Genomic DNA, 15358 nt, shown 5'->3' with positions numbered 1-15358 from the left:
ATCGGCTGTTCTTTAACAATATGGGATGTAGTAAAGGTGTCGCGCGAGCGTTGATGAGACGCTGTAGTACAAAACGCGATACCGGGTTGTGATTGTATCAACCAAAATGTATTTAAGTGATCGAAAGATGACTTGGAATACGGCACAAATGCGAGAACTCACCTGTAGCGAATGGTCTCACTGAGACACACTCGTTATAGGGTCAAGCGAACAAGTGCATGTGGTGGATGCCTTGGCGATCACAGGCGATGAAGGACGCGGTAGCCTGCGAAAAGCTTCGGGGAGCTGGCAAACAAGCTTTGATCCGGAGATGTCCGAATGGGGAAACCCGGCCCGCATGGGTCATCCCTTGCTGAATACATAGGCAAGGGAAGCGAACGCGGCGAACTGAAACATCTAAGTAGCTGCAGGAACAGAAATCAACCGAGATTCCCAGAGTAGTGGCGAACGAAATGGGAAGAGCCTTGTACTCTTTAGCAGTGTTGTTAGCAGAACGGGATGGAAAGCCCGGCCATAGCAGGTGATAGCCCTGTATGCGAAAACAGCGTTGTGGAACTAGGTGTACGAGAAGTAGGGCGGGACACGTGAAATCCTGTCTGAAGATGGGGGGACCATCCTCCAAGGCTAAATACTCGTGATCGACCGATAGTGAACCAGTACCGTGAGGGAAAGGCGAAAAGAACCCCGGGAGGGGAGTGAAATAGATCCTGAAACCGCATGCATACAAACAGTCGGAGCCTGGAAACGGGTGACGGCGTACCTTTTGTATAATGGGTCAGCGACTTACATTCAGTGGCAAGCTTAACCGATTAGGGCAGGCGTAGCGAAAGCGAGTCCGAACAGGGCGTTCAGTCGCTGGGTGTAGACCCGAAACCAGATGATCTATCCATGGCCAGGTTGAAGGTGCGGTAACACGTACTGGAGGACCGAACCCACTAACGTTGAAAAGTTAGGGGATGAGCTGTGGATAGGGGTGAAAGGCTAAACAAATCTGGAAATAGCTGGTTCTCTCCGAAAACTATTTAGGTAGTGCCTCGTGTCTCACCTTCGGGGGTAGAGCACTGTCATGGTTGGGGGGTCTATTGCTGATTACCCCGCCATAGCAAACTCCGAATACCGAAGAGTGCAATCACGGGAGACAGACATCGGGTGCTAACGTCCGGTGTCAAGAGGGAAACAACCCAGACCGCCAGCTAAGGTCCCCAAATATAGCTAAGTGGGAAACGAAGTGGGAAGGCTAAAACAGTCAGGAGGTTGGCTTAGAAGCAGCCACCCTTTAAAGAAAGCGTAATAGCTCACTGATCGAGTCGTCCTGCGCGGAAGATGTAACGGGGCTAAGCTATATACCGAAGCTGCGGACGCACAGCAATGTGCGTGGTAGGAGAGCGTTCCGTAAGCCTGTGAAGGTGTCTTGTAAAGGATGCTGGAGGTATCGGAAGTGCGAATGCTGACATGAGTAGCGATAAAGGGGGTGAAAGGCCCCCTCGCCGTAAGCCCAAGGTTTCCTACGCAACGTTCATCGGCGTAGGGTGAGTCGGCCCCTAAGGCGAGGCAGAGATGCGTAGCTGATGGGAAGCAGGTTAATATTCCTGCACCGTCGTATGATGCGATGGGGGGACGGATCGCGGAAGGTTGTCCGGGTGTTGGAAGTCCCGGTCCCTGCATTGGAGAAGGCGCTTAGGCAAATCCGGGCGCGGGATTCAAGGATGTGGGGCGAGCGGCCTAGTGCTGCGAAGCAATTGGAAGTGGTTCCAAGAAAAGCCTCTAAGCTTCAGTCATACGAGACCGTACCGCAAACCGACACAGGTGGGCGAGATGAGTATTCTAAGGCGCTTGAGAGAACTCGGGAGAAGGAACTCGGCAAATTGGTACCGTAACTTCGGGATAAGGTACGCCCTGGTAGCTTGACTGGCCTGCGCCAGAAGGGTGAAGGGGTTGCAATAAAATGGTGGCTGCGACTGTTTAATAAAAACACAGCACTCTGCAAACACGAAAGTGGACGTATAGGGTGTGACGCCTGCCCGGTGCCGGAAGATTAAATGATGGGGTGCAAGCTCTTGATTGAAGTCCCGGTAAACGGCGGCCGTAACTATAACGGTCCTAAGGTAGCGAAATTCCTTGTCGGGTAAGTTCCGACCTGCACGAATGGCGTAACGATGGCCACACTGTCTCCTCCCGAGACTCAGCGAAGTTGAAGTGTTTGTGATGATGCAATCTCCCCGCGGCTAGACGGAAAGACCCCATGAACCTTTACTGTAGCTTTGCATTGGACTTTGAACCGATCTGTGTAGGATAGGTGGGAGGCTTTGAAGCGTGGACGCTAGTCTACGTGGAGCCGTCCTTGAAATACCACCCTGGTTTGTTTGAGGTTCTAACCTTGGCCCGTGAATCCGGGTCGGGGACAGTGCATGGTAGGCAGTTTGACTGGGGCGGTCTCCTCCCAAAGTGTAACGGAGGAGTTCGAAGGTACGCTTGGTACGGTCGGACATCGTACCTAAAGTGCAATGGCAAAAGCGTGCTTAACTGCGAGACCGACAAGTCGAGCAGGTGCGAAAGCAGGACATAGTGATCCGGTGGTTCTGAATGGAAGGGCCATCGCTCAACGGATAAAAGGTACTCTGGGGATAACAGGCTGATACCGCCCAAGAGTTCATATCGACGGCGGTGTTTGGCACCTCGATGTCGGCTCATCTCATCCTGGGGCTGTAGCCGGTCCCAAGGGTATGGCTGTTCGCCATTTAAAGAGGTACGTGAGCTGGGTTTAAAACGTCGTGAGACAGTTTGGTCCCTATCTGCCGTGGGCGTTGGAATCTTGACGGGGGCTGCTCCTAGTACGAGAGGACCGGAGTGGACGTACCGCTGGTGTACCTGTTGTCTCGCCAGAGGCATCGCAGGGTAGCTATGTACGGAAGAGATAACCGCTGAAAGCATCTAAGCGGGAAACTCGCCTGAAGATGAGGATTCCCTGGCGGCTTGACCGCCTTGAAGGGTCGTTCGAGACCAGGACGTTGATAGGCTGGGTGTGGAAGCGCAGTAATGCGTTAAGCTAACCAGTACTAATTGCCCGTAAGGCTTGATCCTATAACCAGTGTGTTTTAGCCTGGTGGGTCGATCGCCTTGTGCCGGCTGATACAGCACAACCCAAGACTACAAAGACTACATCCCGAATTGGTGGCGTTGGACGAACTGCCCAGCGCCACAACCCCTTATGCCTGGTGACCATAGCGAGTTGGAACCACCCCTTCCCATCCCGAACAGGTCCGTGAAACGACTCCGCGCCGATGATAGTGCGGATTACCCGTGTGAAAGTAGGTCATCGCCAGGCTCTTACAATGCAAAACCCCTCGACAGCATGTGCTGCGAGGGGTTTTTGCTTTGCACGTCTAGATAACCGGTTGCCGGCCGCTGACGGCAAGGATGATTGGCCGCCGTCCGACTGAAGAAGTCGATCCGTTTGATCCTGAGCAAGCCTAGATATAGTGTCCGGTGAATAATACGCCCCTACATTTAGTGCTTGAGGGGCGCAATGGGATCGAATTCACACAGGACCCTGGTTGACGTGGAATCGTCCGTCAACGAGTACCTGAACCGAGAGGACTGGCGCGTCAACGCCAATGCCAACCAGGGCTACTCGCTGGGAGGGCTGATCCTCAACGTTGCGGGCAAAGTTACCGCCAATTACTGGCTGTCACATGTCTACGCTCCCGCAGCCGGAACGGCCCATCGCGAGGGCGACCTTCACATCCACGATCTCGACATGCTGTCCGGCTACTGTGCCGGCTGGTCCCTGCGCACGCTGTTGCATGAGGGACTGAATGGCGTGCCCGGCAAGGTAGAGGCCGCACCGCCGCGGCACATGTCGAGCGCGGTCGGCCAGATCGTGAACTTCCTTGGCACCATGCAGAACGAGTGGGCGGGGGCGCAGGCGTTCTCGTCGTTCGATACCTACATGGCCCCCTTCGTGCGCAAGGACAGCATGTCCTACGCCGAGGTCCGGCAACACATGCAGGAACTGATCTACAACCTCAACGTGCCGTCGCGCTGGGGCACGCAGACTCCGTTCACCAACCTCACGTTCGACTGGACCTGCCCAGAAGACCTGCGTGAACAGGTGCCGGTGATCGGCGGCGAGGAAATGCCGTTCCGCTATGGCGACCTGCAGGCCGAGATGGACGTGATCAATCGCGCCTATATCGAAGTCATGACCGAAGGCGATGCCCTTGGCCGCGTCTTCACCTTCCCGATTCCCACCTACAACATCACGCCGGACTTCCCCTGGGAAAGCCAGAATGCCGCGCAGCTGTTCGACATGACGGCCAAGTACGGATTGCCGTATTTCCAGAACTTCGTGAACTCCGAGCTCAAGCCGAACATGGTTCGGTCCATGTGCTGCCGGCTCCAGCTCGATCTGCGCGAACTGCTCAAACGCGGCAACGGCCTGTTCGGCAGCGCGGAGCAGACTGGCTCGCTGGGCGTGGTCACCATCAACTGCGCGCGGCTGGGCTATCTGAATGCAGGCGACGAAGCCGGCCTGTTGCAGCGGCTCGATAACCTGCTCGATATCGGCCGCGATTCGCTCGAAGCCAAGCGCGAGCTGATCCAGAAGCTGATGGACCAGGGCCTGTTCCCGTACACCCGGCGTTACCTCGGCACGCTGCGCAATCACTTCTCGACGCTCGGGGTGAATGGCCTCAACGAGATGATCCGCAACTTCACCGACGATATCCACGACATCACCACGGACTGGGGTCGCGGCTTCGCGCTGCGCGTGCTCGACCATGTGCGCGCGCGCATTGTCGAATACCAGGAAGCGACCGGCCATATGTATAACCTGGAGGCCACGCCGGCCGAGGGCACTACCTATCGCTTCGCGCGGGAGGACCGTAAACGCTGGCCCGGCATTCTGCAGGCCGGTACGGCGGAGCAGCCTTACTACACCAATTCCTCGCAGCTGCCGGCCGGCTTCACCGATGATCCCTTCGAAGCCCTGGCGCAGCAGGAAGCGCTGCAAGCCAAATACACCGGCGGTACCGTGCTGCATCTCTACATGGGCGAGCGCCTGTCCAGCGGCGAGGCTTGCAAGCGCCTGGTACGCCGGGCGCTTGAAAATTTCCGCCTGCCGTACATCACGGTCACGCCCACGTTTTCAATCTGCCCGACGCATGGCTACCTGGCCGGCGAGCACGTCTATTGCCCGAAGTGCGACGAGGATGTTCTCGCCCGCAAACGCCTGCAGCAAGCCGCATGAATTTCCCAACCCCAGCAAGGAGAACCACCATGATCAGCCAACCGCAACGCCTGGAAGCCACCGTAGAACTCGAGGACCATGAACGCCAGCGCTGCGAAGTCTGGACGCGCGTGATGGGTTATCACCGTCCCGTCGCCAGCTTCAACACCGGCAAGAAGGGAGAGCACGCCGAGCGCCGCTTCTTTGCCGAGCAGCGCTGCGCGGCCTGATGCCATGGGTAGCCTGCGCATCGGCGGCCTGACGCCACTGACCAGCATCGACTTTCCCGGCCGGCTTGCCGCGGTGGTGTTCTGTCAGGGTTGCCCGTGGCGCTGCGGCTACTGTCATAACGCCCACCTGATTCCTGCGCGCGGGACCGACCTGCTGCCATGGAATCAGGTGATGGATTTCCTGGCGAACCGGCGTGGCCTGCTGGACGGCGTCGTGTTCTCCGGCGGCGAGCCCACGCTGCAGGCATCGCTGACCGATGCCGTGCGCGAAGTCCGCGCCATGGGTTTCCAGGCGGCTCTGCACACCGCAGGCATGTACCCGGAGCGGCTCGCGTCAGTGCTGCCGCTGATGGACTGGATTGGCCTCGATATCAAGGGGCCTGCACATTGCTACGACGCGATCACAGGCACGCCCGGCGGCGGCTCCCGCGTGATGGCGTCGCTGGATCTTGTCGTCGCGAGCGGCGTGGACTACGAATGCCGCACCACGTGGGATCCGGCGCTGTTCAGCGAAGACGAACTGGACGATCTCGTCGGTACGCTGGCGGCGCGTGGCGTCCGTCATTGGGCTTTGCAGCCGCGTGGCACGGCGGGCAGACCCTGCGTGGCCGCGGCCGATATCGCCCACCGATTGAAAGCCGCGTATCCGCATATCTCCATGCGGCTGCCTGCTGCCTGAGCGACACGACGGCCGTCCTTGCGCCGAACGGCCAAGCGTGTCGCCACGCTGGAATCAAACGCCATTACTCCGGCTGAATTCCCGCTTCCTTGACCACCTTGCCCCACTTCGCGAGGTCCGATTTGATCAACGCCGCATACTCCTGCGGCGTGCCGCCTTGCACGTCGATGCCCGCGGTTTCCAGCTTGGCCCGCACCTCCGGCAGCTTCAGTGCCGCGTTGATCTCTGTGTTCAGCCTGGCCACGATCTCCCTGGGCGTGCCCGCCGGCGCGAGGAAGCCGCCGTTGGTGTTGGCGTCATAGCCCTTGAGCCCTTGTTCCTCGGCGGTGGGGACATTGGGCAACGCCTTGGAACGCTTGCGCGTTGACACGGCAAGCGCGCGCACATTGCCCGATTTCACCTGCTCCTGGATTGCGCTGATGGTGTCGATGTAAAGCACCGTGCGGCCAGCGATCAGGTCGGGATGCGCCGCGGACGAGCCCTTGTAAGGCACCAGCAGCACCGGCGCACCACTGACCATGCGGAACATCTCGGCGGCCATTTCCTGCGCGCTGCCGCGGCCCGACGTGGCCACCTTCGCTTCGGCCGGGTTGGCCTTCATCCAGCTCACCAGCTCGGGCACCGTCTTCGCCGGCAGTTTGGGGTAAGCGGCGAACACCAGCGGGATCTCGTGCGTGTAGACGATCGGCTCGAAGCTCTTCTCAGGGTCCCAGCCGAGATTCTTGAACAGGAACTTGTTGATGTTATGGCTGCCGCCGACGATGCCGATGGTGTAGCCATCGGGCTTGGCATTGGCCAGGACCGCGGTGCCCAGGTTGTTGGAGGCGCCGGGGCGGTTCTCGACGATGAACGGTTGGCCGAACTTTACCGACAGCTTCTCGCCGACGACGCGGGCGATCAGGTCAATGCCGCCGCCGGCCGGCGCGGGGACGATGATGGTGACGGGTCGCGTTGGATAGTTGCCTTGGGCACCGGCCACGCCGGGCGCCATCATGATGGCGGCACAACCGGCCATCGTGCCGATCAGGGTGCTGAATCTGCTTGGGGTGAATCGCATGGGGTGTCTCCGTCTGGATGCTGGTCAACTTCAGTCAACTCTGGTGGCTCCCACGGATGCGAGGCCCGTGGGAATGTGGGCGGGGATGTCAGCCGCGGCCGACGAACGGCATGGCGCTGGCCATGACGGTCATGTTCAGGACATTGGTGTCCAGCGGCAGCGATGCCATGTGGCACACGGCATTGGCCACGTGGCTCGCGTCCATCATTGGTTCGGGCGCGACCGTGCCATTGGCCTGGAGCACGCCGCGCGTCATGCGCTCGGACAACTCGGTCAGCGCATTGCCGATATCGACCTGGCCAGCGGCGATGTTGAAGGCGCGGCCATCGAGCGCCAGCGCCTTGGTCAGGCCCGTGACAGCGTGCTTGCTGGCCGTATAGGGCGCGGTGAACGGCCGCGGCGTATGCGCGGAAATCGAGCCATTGTTGATGATGCGGCCGCCCTGCGGCGACTGGCGCCGCATCAGCGCGAATGCCGCGCGCGCGCACAGGAACACGCCCGTGACGTTGGTGTTGATCACGGCGAACCATTTCTCCAGCGGCAGCTCGTCCATCGGCACAGCGGGTGCGTTGACGCCGGCGTTGTTGAACAGCAGGTCCAGCCGGCCGAACTCGCGCTCGATCGTGTCGAACAGCGCCTGCACGCTCGCAGGGTCGGTCACGTCCGCGGGGACGGCCATCGCGGCCTGGCCGCGTGCTGCGGCTTCGGCCGCCAGCGCCTGCAGCGGCTCGGCACGCCGGCCGGCCAGCACGACGGTCCAGCCGTCTTCCAGCAGCGCGAGCGCGGTGCGGCGGCCTACGCCGCTGCCGGCACCGGTGACCAGGGCGATCTTTCGGGATGCGGTCAAGATGAGCTCCAATGAACAATGAATACTGCGATGTCGGAAGGCAGTGCAGAGTTTGTGTTGTGGTTATCCGCTGATGGTCAGCCTGATATCGCCGATGCCGTCGACGCCAGCATCGATCACATCACCGCGCTGCAACGGCCCGACGCCTGCCGGCGTGCCGGTGAAGATCAGGTCGCCAGGCATCAGCGTGACGGAGCGGGAAAGCATGGCCACCAGCTCGGGCACTCGCCAGAGCAGTCCCGACAGATCGGCACGCTGGCGCTCGGCCCCGTTGACCGACAGGCGGATGGCGCCTGCGCTCGGGTGGCCGCAGCGCGATGCCGGCACGATGGGGCTGCATGGTGCGGAGTGGTCGAAGGCCTTCGCGGGCTCCCACGGGCCACCGGTCTGCTTGGCCTGCTGTTGCAGGTCGCGGCGCGTCATGTCGAGACCGACCGCATAGCCCCAGATATGCGCGCAGGCATCGTCCGGATCGATGTCGCGTCCACCGCGGCCGATCGCCGCGACCAGCTCCACCTCATGGCAAAACTCGTCGGTGGCTGGCGGATGGGGCAAGGCGTCGCCCGCCGCTTCGACGGCGGTTGCCGGCTTCATAAACCACGCAGGCATGTCGCGCGGTGCAGCTTCGTCCGGCGTCCAACGGTAGTTGCGCCCGATGCAGAAGACCCGTGCGACCGGGAAATGCGCGGTGCTGTCCGCGACGGGCAGCGTGCGTGGCGGCAGCGGCGGCACAACGAAATCCATCATGGCGTTCCGGTTCCGAAGATGTTGACTCAGCTTGACTCAGGTGGTCAGGCTCATGGCCGGACGCTCGCCAGCCAGCGCTTGCGCCACGCTGTCCAGCACCATCTGCGCCATGGCGCCGCGCGTCTCCCACGTGGCACTTGCGCGGTGGGCTTGCAGCGTGGTGCGTTCCGATTGGCGAAGCGTCAATGGCACGCGCGGTTCATCGACGAAGACGTCGAGCCCGGCGCCCGCGATGCGGCCCGCTTCGATGGCCTGCGCGAGGTCGGTCTCGTTGACGAGCCGACCGCGTGCCACGTTGACCAGGTAGCCCTGCGGGCCAAGTGCATCGAGCACGCCTGCATCGATGAGCCCCTCGGCCTTGTCGGCGGCCGCGCACAGCACCAGCGCATCGCTTTCGCGCGCCAGTTCAAGCAGGTCGGCGACGTATGCGTGGGGCACGTCGTCCATGGCGCGCAGGTCCGTATAGCGGATCGGGCAACCGAACGCAGCCGCGCGCGTGGCGACGGCACGGCCCACGCGACCCATGCCGACGATGCCGACGCGCATGCCGCTGAAGCGGCGCGCCAGCGGAATCGCGGACGGCGATGGATGCAGTTCCCACTGGCCGTCGCGAACAAAGCGGTCGCCCGCGCAGAGGTTGCGGCAGGCCGCGATCAGCAGGCCGATGGCCAGATCGGCCACATCCTCGGTCAGCGCGCCGAGCGTGGCGGTGACGGGCAGGCCACGCTCGCGGCAATAGGCCAGGTCCACCGCATCGGTGCCCACGCCGTTGACGGCCACGACCTTCAGCGCCGGCAGCTGCTCCAGCATCGCGCGGGAGATTCCGGTGTGGCCTCCCGTGATCACTGCCTCGATGGAGGAGCCTTGCTCTCGCAGCCACGTGGCCTGATCCGGGATTTCGAAGTACTTATGGACTGCGTAGCGCGCGGCAAGCGCCTCATTGGCGGCGGGAATCAAGATTGGATTCAGTTGCAGGATCTGCGGCTTCATGGTCGGTGTCGTGAGGCTTGGAAGAAGTAGGAATATCGTAGGCAATAGTTGATTGATCGCGCAATATTGATATATAAAATCAACATAAATCCGTTTTCAGCGAGTGATTGATGAGTTCATGGATATCGATGGACGAGGCCTGCACACGCCTCGGGGTTCGGCCGCAGACCGTGTATGCCTATGTCAGCCGCGGCAAGATCGAGGTCATGTCCGATCCGGCCGATACGCGCCGCAGCCTGTACCGCGCCGAAGACGTGGCAACGCTCGCCAAACGCAAGCAGGCCGGCCGCAAGCACGAGACCTTGGCCACCAACACGCTGTTCGGCTCGGAGCCCAGCATCCCGACGGCCATTTCCACGTTCGTGCGCGAAAGGCTGTATTACCGCGGTGAGGATGCGGTGGCGCTGGCGGCATCGGCCACCGTGGAAGAGGCGGCGCACCTGCTGTGGGATGCGGACCGGATTGCGGACTTCTCATCGTCGGCACGCGTCGCCCGGCCCGGACGTGTGGCTGCGTTCAAGACCCTCGCGGAACTGGCTGCCACGGGCCATTCCACGCACGGCCGCATGACGCGCGTGCTGCATGGCGAATGCCAGAGCCTGGTCGGGCAAATCGCCAACGCCTTTGGCGCGCAGCCGGGGCAACAGCCATTGCACCTGCGGTTCGCGCAGGGTTGGGGACAGCCGGCGCCGGTGGCCGAACTGCTGCGGACCGCGATGGTTCTGCTGGCCGACCACGAGCTGACGAGTTCGGCGTTTGCGGCGCGCATCGCGGCATCTACCGGCGCCTCGCTGCCGGCTTGCCTGCTGTCCGGCCTGACGACGTTGTCAGGACCGTTGCACGGCGATGCATCGGGACGGGTGAAGGCACTGTTCAGCGAGCTGGAGCGGCAAGGCGAGGACGAGGTCATTGCCCATCACCTGTCGACCGGCCTGCCGCTCGCCGGATTCGGCCATCACCTTTATCCGGAGGGCGATCCGCGCGCGAAGGCGCTTCTGAATTTGTTCGAGCCTCCGCGTGTGATCGCGCGCTTCATCGAGAAAGCAACGCGGCTGACCGGTCTTCAGCCGAACATTGACGTGGCCCTGGCGGCATTGGTGACGCACTACGGACTGCCGGAGGATGCGGCATTCGGCATGTTTGCGACAGCGCGCAGCGTGGGGCTGCTTGCGCACAGCCTGGAGCAGTTGACTGTCGGACAGGTCATCCGTCCACGTGGACGCTACGTCGGGGTAGCGCCCGGACGGGACTGACACCGGTCAAGGACCAGCGCCTTGCCGATTGCCTCAAGGGCCTCGCGTACCCGGTAGGCTTCTTCGTCGCTGGCAGCGTTGGCGCGGATATCCTGCCATGTGAGTCGCTGTGTGAGATCGCGCGCGACATGGGCGTCGACGGGCAAACGCGGGGCGCACACCGGGTTTGAGCCGATGAACGGCGCCTGTGGCTTCGCTTCGGCGTCAATGCTGTCGTAATGGCGCGGGCATGGCCCGTTGCAGCCAGAGCAGCGCGATTGCCGAAACGATGACCGGCGGCAGGATCAGTGCCGTCACGGTGCCCCAGCCGAACACGGCGAGCAGGCTGCCGGAAACGAACGAGCCCACGACCATCGCACCAAACACGACGAAGTCGTTGATCGACTGCACGCGGGTGCCTTCCGCGGCCGTATGGCAGGTCAGCACCATCGCCGATGCGCCGAGGAAGCCGAAGTTCCAGCCGGCGCCAAGCAGGACCAGCGCTATCCAGAAGTGGCTGACCGACATGCCGTGCATGCCGACCACGGCTGCCAGGGCGGTCAACACCAGTCCTGCAAGAATGACCGCGGATTCGCCGAAGCGGGCGATCAGGCGCCCCGTGAAGAAGCTCGGCGCATACATCGCGATCACGTGCATCTCGATGCCGTAGTTCGAATAGAGACGTGGAATCCCGCACAACTCCATGGCCAGGGGCGCGGAGGTCATCATGAAGTTCATCATCATGTAGCTGACCACGCCGCACAGCATGGCCACCCTCAGCGTCGGCTGGCGAAGGATTTCACGAATCGGCCGGCCCGCGTTGTGGCGCGGTCCGGCAGGCACAGCGTGGAACCGAACGCCTCGCAGCACCCATGCGGATAGCGCTGCAACCGCGGCGGAAGCCAGATAGGTCACCGCATAGGCATAGGGCGGCCAGAGGTTCATGGTGGCGGAAACGAGTTGAGGACCGAGAACCCCGGCCGCGACACCACCGGCAAGCACCAGCGATAGCGCTCGTGGCTTCTCTTGGTGGCTCACACACTCCGCAGCCGCGAAGCGGAAGGTCAGCACCACCGCGGCATAGGCACCGCCGAACAGCATCGAAACGCAATACAGCGTGAAGGACTGCGCCACAAGGGCGACGGCCGCCAGCAGTCCGATGAGGACGCCGCAGACATTGCCCGCCAGAAACGCGGCGGGCCTGCCAAAGCGGCGTGCCAGCACGCCAACCGGCAGCGTCGACAGCGCCATGCCGACTACGAACAGCGAGATCGGCAGCGTGGCAAGTTCCGGACGCGGCGACAGCATGTTGCCGATGATGGCGCCCGTGGCATAGACCACGGTGGAATTGGCACCTGCAAGCGCTTGCGCGATGGCGAGCCGGGCGACGGACGAGTTCGAATACATGGGGCGTAGGGGAGTCGGGTCAGAGAGCGGGAGGCGTCATGGTCAGTACCATCCGGAATTTGACGGCGCCTTCTTTCAGGAGCCGGTACGCTTCAGGCGCGCGTTCCAGCGGCATGGTCTGGAAGCGGGGACGGGCGTCGACCAGAACGCTGAAATCGAGCGAGCGTTCGCATTCGAAAGGCGTGCCCGTCAACGACCCATGTACCCGGCGCTCTCCGCCAACCAGGTGTCTTGGGGCGATGGACAACGCTTCCTTGCCCGCACCCAGAACGACCATGCGTCCCTGCGGCGTGAGTGCGGGAAACAAGCCGGAGATCGTGGCGGCATGGCCGATCGTGGTCACGATGGCCTGCACGCCACCGATGCGCTGCAGTTCGGCGGCGGCGTCGGCTTCATCGGTGTCCAGGTAAAGATGCGCGCCGAGCCCGGCCACATCCTCGGCGATATCAGCACCACGTCCGATGGCGATGACCCTGAAGCCCATCTTTCTCGCATACTGCAGCGCCATGTGCCCAAGGCCGCCAATGCCGAGGATCGCCACCGCATCACCGGGCTGCGCGCCGGAACGCCGTAGCGCGTTGAACGTCGCGATGCCCGCGCAGAGGATCGGCGCCGCTTCCTCCGAACCGAGCGCTTCCGGGATGGAAACCAGGCCCGTCGCGCGGGCCAGCACCATTTCTGCATATCCGCCGTCGCAATTCGCGCCGACGAAGGACTGGTTGCGGCATAGCTGGAACTCGCCGCGCCAGCATTGCGCGCACGCGTTGCAATGGCCGCCGAGACGACCCACACCGACGCGCTCGCCGATCTTCCAGATGCCCGGCACACCACTGCCAAGCGCCGCAATGCGCCCGACGATTTCATGTCCCGGCACGCGTGGCGGTGTCAGGGACGGATCGGCCTGCTCGATGTCGCCAATATCGGCGCCGCACATGCCACAGGCTTCCACTTCGATCAGCACCTCTGCGGGGCCCGGCATGGGGGTGTTGCGTTCCACCAGTTCAAGTTGGCCGGGGCGGCTGACCTGCATGGCGCGGTAGGTTTGTTTGATGGTCATGGTTCGAGGGGTATGGATACGTTGCGCCCGAGGTCTTGCAAGGATGCAATGCCAAGCCTTGCGGCATCGATAGCGCCCGCAACGTAACCGGGGAAGTTCGGGGACCACTCGCTGGCGATTCCGGTCATGCGGCCCTTCCATGGATACGCCAGGGCGGCGCGGGCAGGCGCCACGGCATGGTGGCCCAGGCCGGATTCCAGGTCGGCGGTCGTGGCAGTCAATGGATCGATCGCCCAATCCTTGATGAAGTCACGTTGCGGGGCGGCCGCCTGCGGCCCGAACAGACGGGCAAGCTGGGCCCGGCAAAGAGCGCGCAGGTCGCTCTGCGTGACGTTGCTGCGCGTGCGCGCGGGAATGCCGAAGAATCCGAACAGCGCGGCGCTTCCGCCGGGCATGGTCGCATCGTGGATTTCGGACAAGGGGCCGACCGCGCTTCGTGCTTCGCCGGACAGGCCGTCGGTTCGCCAGAATGGAGTGTCGTAGACGGCTACGTACTTGGCATGGGCGGCCATCCAGGTAGGGGTGGCACGCCATTGCTGGATAAGTTGCGGCGGCAACGCGGGCGAGAAATCGATGGTTTCGCTCGCCAGGCGCGGCGGAAGGGCCAGCAGTACGTGCGCGGCGCGCATGTTTGTGATGCCGCCGGACGCATCGCAACTTTCCACTTCGATGCTGTGGTCCGCAATGTGAATGCGTCGCACCGTCTGCCCGGTGATGATGCGTGACGCATCGACGCGCGCGAGCAAGGCCTCAATCAATGCCCCCATGCCGCCTTTCAGCCGCATCGCCGTTGGAGCCTCCGGAAACCCGCGGATTCGCAGGGGCGCCGCAGTGGCGGTGCGCTCCGCGATCATCTCGCCAGCGTCATGTTGGGCGAATCTTTCCAGCCGCAGGGCATGGATCAGGCTATCGAGCTGACGGTGATACGCTGGCCAGAACCAGGTCGGTCCAAGATCCACGCGATCGACCGTGCCGGATGCAGTGCCGGACGATCGCACTGTGTTCTCTGATGCCTGCAACGACAGGATGCGGCCCCCGAGCGTGTCCCGCGCCTCGATCAGCAGGTAGTCGTTCATGCCTTGCTGTTCAAGCAGTGCGGCCGCATACAGGCCGCTCAGTCCGCCGCCAACAATGACGAATCGTGCGCTATGCATGGATTGCCTCCGCGCTCGCCGGGACCAGCTCGGCCCGCTTGACGTAGAGGGTCGCACCGTGTGTCCCTGCGACGATTCGCGCCGGATCGCCAGCGGGGAATCGCATCCAGGTACCACGCGGATAGCGATGGCCGTCGCAGTGCGCTTCGCCGTCGAGCATCAGCAGTTCGACATCGCCCTCGACACGGAACCTGCCGCCAGGCGGCAAGCGTTGAAGCCAGACGCGTTCCACGTCGTTCGCGCACAGGTGGCACACTTCGCCGTCCGCATGGGTTTGCCAATGGCGCGGATCGCGCGTGTCGATGCGTACCACCTGGCGGTCCCGCGGTGCCATCTGCTGCAGCTTCACGAAAATGATGGCGCCTCCGGCGCTCGACGGCTGATGCGAGGACCCTGGAGGATTGCGCAGGTACCAGCCGGCCGGATAGTGCTGGTCGCCTTCCGAGAAGGTGCCGGACAGCACCAGGATTTCCTCGCCCTGCGGGTGCAGGTGGCGTGGGAAACAGGAATCCGGCGCGTATCGCACGATACTCGTGGCCCGCGCGTCTTCGCCGCCAAGCCTGTCCAGCATCACGCGCTCGATGCCCCCTTGTGGCGAGCCTACCCACTGATACTGATGCGGCGCGACGATGGCGCGTTGCGTGAAATCCGCGTTCACGAGCATGGGAAATCCTTCGAATAGGGGCGCGCGCGGATAAAAAGAAAATCTGTTATTGATCTTCCTGCCCACC

Annotated in this window: 13 protein-coding genes and 2 rRNA genes; 6 read left to right on the top strand and 9 right to left on the bottom strand. The window is 62.5% G+C overall.

Annotated elements, in window-relative coordinates:
- Positions 1-200: 200 nt before the first annotated feature.
- The 5 genes from ACIGJB_RS27635 (at position 201) to ACIGJB_RS27615 (ending at position 6136) form a co-directional block, all read left to right on the top strand.
- A 23S ribosomal RNA gene (locus tag ACIGJB_RS27635) occupies positions 201-3081 on the top strand.
- Between the two features lie 130 nt (positions 3082-3211).
- Positions 3212-3325 (top strand): 5S ribosomal RNA (rrf, locus tag ACIGJB_RS27630).
- A gap of 201 nt (positions 3326-3526) precedes the next feature.
- A complete protein-coding gene (locus ACIGJB_RS27625; RefSeq protein WP_483733144.1) occupies positions 3527-5248 on the top strand; it encodes a ribonucleoside triphosphate reductase in 1722 nt (573 codons plus the stop codon).
- 29 nt (positions 5249-5277) lie between these two features.
- Complete coding sequence (gene nrdD, locus ACIGJB_RS27620; protein ID WP_483733143.1) at positions 5278-5457, top strand: anaerobic ribonucleoside-triphosphate reductase; 180 nt, start codon at positions 5278-5280, stop codon at positions 5455-5457.
- 4 nt (positions 5458-5461) lie between these two features.
- Positions 5462-6136, top strand: a complete 675-nt coding sequence (locus ACIGJB_RS27615; RefSeq protein ID WP_483733142.1) for an anaerobic ribonucleoside-triphosphate reductase activating protein — start codon at positions 5462-5464, stop codon at positions 6134-6136.
- A gap of 64 nt (positions 6137-6200) precedes the next feature.
- Here ACIGJB_RS27615 and ACIGJB_RS27610 read toward each other — a convergent pair whose 3' ends face one another.
- The 4 genes from ACIGJB_RS27610 to ACIGJB_RS27595 form a co-directional block, all read right to left on the bottom strand.
- Positions 6201-7151, bottom strand: a complete 951-nt coding sequence (locus ACIGJB_RS27610; RefSeq protein WP_483734679.1) for a Bug family tripartite tricarboxylate transporter substrate binding protein — start codon at positions 7149-7151, stop codon at positions 6201-6203.
- 130 nt (positions 7152-7281) lie between these two features.
- A complete protein-coding gene (locus ACIGJB_RS27605; RefSeq protein WP_483733141.1) occupies positions 7282-8040 on the bottom strand; it encodes an SDR family oxidoreductase in 759 nt (252 codons plus the stop codon).
- Positions 8041-8103: 63 nt separating this feature from the next.
- Positions 8104-8787 carry a fumarylacetoacetate hydrolase family protein gene (locus ACIGJB_RS27600; protein WP_483733140.1) on the bottom strand — a complete coding sequence of 228 codons (684 nt, stop codon included), beginning with the start codon at positions 8785-8787 and terminating at the stop codon, positions 8104-8106.
- 36 nt (positions 8788-8823) lie between these two features.
- Positions 8824-9777: a 2-hydroxyacid dehydrogenase gene (locus ACIGJB_RS27595; RefSeq protein ID WP_483733139.1), complete on the bottom strand. Its 954-nt coding sequence runs from the start codon at positions 9775-9777 to the stop codon at positions 8824-8826.
- A 110-nt stretch (positions 9778-9887) separates the two neighbouring features.
- On the opposite strand from ACIGJB_RS27595, the gene ACIGJB_RS27590 reads away from it, so the two are divergent.
- A complete protein-coding gene (locus tag ACIGJB_RS27590) occupies positions 9888-11030 on the top strand; it encodes a citrate synthase (RefSeq protein WP_483733138.1) in 1143 nt (380 codons plus the stop codon).
- Here ACIGJB_RS27590 and ACIGJB_RS27585 read toward each other — a convergent pair.
- From ACIGJB_RS27585 to ACIGJB_RS27565, 5 genes are read right to left on the bottom strand one after another with little or no spacing between them, the layout of a single operon-like run.
- Positions 11000-11191, bottom strand: a complete 192-nt coding sequence (locus tag ACIGJB_RS27585; RefSeq protein WP_483733137.1) for a DUF7706 family protein — start codon at positions 11189-11191, stop codon at positions 11000-11002. The genes ACIGJB_RS27590 and ACIGJB_RS27585 overlap by 31 nt on opposite strands.
- Before the next feature lie 43 nt (positions 11192-11234).
- Entirely contained in the window at positions 11235-12416 is a 1182-nt protein-coding gene (locus ACIGJB_RS27580; RefSeq protein ID WP_483733136.1) for an MFS transporter, read from the bottom strand.
- A 19-nt stretch (positions 12417-12435) separates the two neighbouring features.
- Positions 12436-13473 carry an alcohol dehydrogenase catalytic domain-containing protein gene (locus ACIGJB_RS27575; RefSeq protein ID WP_483734678.1) on the bottom strand — a complete coding sequence of 346 codons (1038 nt, stop codon included), beginning with the start codon at positions 13471-13473 and terminating at the stop codon, positions 12436-12438.
- A complete protein-coding gene (locus ACIGJB_RS27570) occupies positions 13470-14627 on the bottom strand; it encodes a flavin monoamine oxidase family protein (RefSeq protein ID WP_483733135.1) in 1158 nt (385 codons plus the stop codon). The genes ACIGJB_RS27575 and ACIGJB_RS27570 overlap by 4 nt, the downstream gene beginning before the upstream one ends.
- Complete coding sequence (locus tag ACIGJB_RS27565) at positions 14620-15291, bottom strand: cupin domain-containing protein (protein WP_483733134.1); 672 nt, start codon at positions 15289-15291, stop codon at positions 14620-14622. Before ACIGJB_RS27565 ends, ACIGJB_RS27570 begins: the two co-directional genes overlap by 8 nt.
- Between the last annotated feature and the right edge of the window lie 67 nt (positions 15292-15358).

The organism is Cupriavidus sp. C2SS-8b, assembly GCF_057073745.1.
Note: the sequence above shows the minus strand (reverse complement) of the source record. Positions and strands in the feature narration are given on the sequence as shown.

What these genes read in the sequence shown, in the direction of transcription:
- ACIGJB_RS27580 (WP_483733136.1), bottom strand. Translation starts at nt 12,416, where the DNA reads ATGTATTCGAACTCGTCCGTCGCCCGGCTCGCCATCGCGCAAGCGCTT.
- ACIGJB_RS27610 (WP_483734679.1), bottom strand. Translation starts at nt 7,151, where the DNA reads ATGGCCGGTTGTGCCGCCATCATGATGGCGCCCGGCGTGGCCGGTGCC.
- nrdD (WP_483733143.1), top strand. Translation starts at nt 5,278, where the DNA reads ATGATCAGCCAACCGCAACGCCTGGAAGCCACCGTAGAACTCGAGGAC.
- ACIGJB_RS27575 (WP_483734678.1), bottom strand. Translation starts at nt 13,473, where the DNA reads ATGACCATCAAACAAACCTACCGCGCCATGCAGGTCAGCCGCCCCGGC.
- ACIGJB_RS27565 (WP_483733134.1), bottom strand. Translation starts at nt 15,291, where the DNA reads ATGCTCGTGAACGCGGATTTCACGCAACGCGCCATCGTCGCGCCGCAT.
- ACIGJB_RS27615 (WP_483733142.1), top strand. Translation starts at nt 5,462, where the DNA reads ATGGGTAGCCTGCGCATCGGCGGCCTGACGCCACTGACCAGCATCGAC.
- ACIGJB_RS27595 (WP_483733139.1), bottom strand. Translation starts at nt 9,777, where the DNA reads ATGAAGCCGCAGATCCTGCAACTGAATCCAATCTTGATTCCCGCCGCC.
- ACIGJB_RS27625 (WP_483733144.1), top strand. Translation starts at nt 3,527, where the DNA reads ATGGGATCGAATTCACACAGGACCCTGGTTGACGTGGAATCGTCCGTC.
- ACIGJB_RS27570 (WP_483733135.1), bottom strand. Translation starts at nt 14,627, where the DNA reads ATGCATAGCGCACGATTCGTCATTGTTGGCGGCGGACTGAGCGGCCTG.
- ACIGJB_RS27600 (WP_483733140.1), bottom strand. Translation starts at nt 8,787, where the DNA reads ATGATGGATTTCGTTGTGCCGCCGCTGCCGCCACGCACGCTGCCCGTC.
- ACIGJB_RS27590 (WP_483733138.1), top strand. Translation starts at nt 9,888, where the DNA reads ATGAGTTCATGGATATCGATGGACGAGGCCTGCACACGCCTCGGGGTT.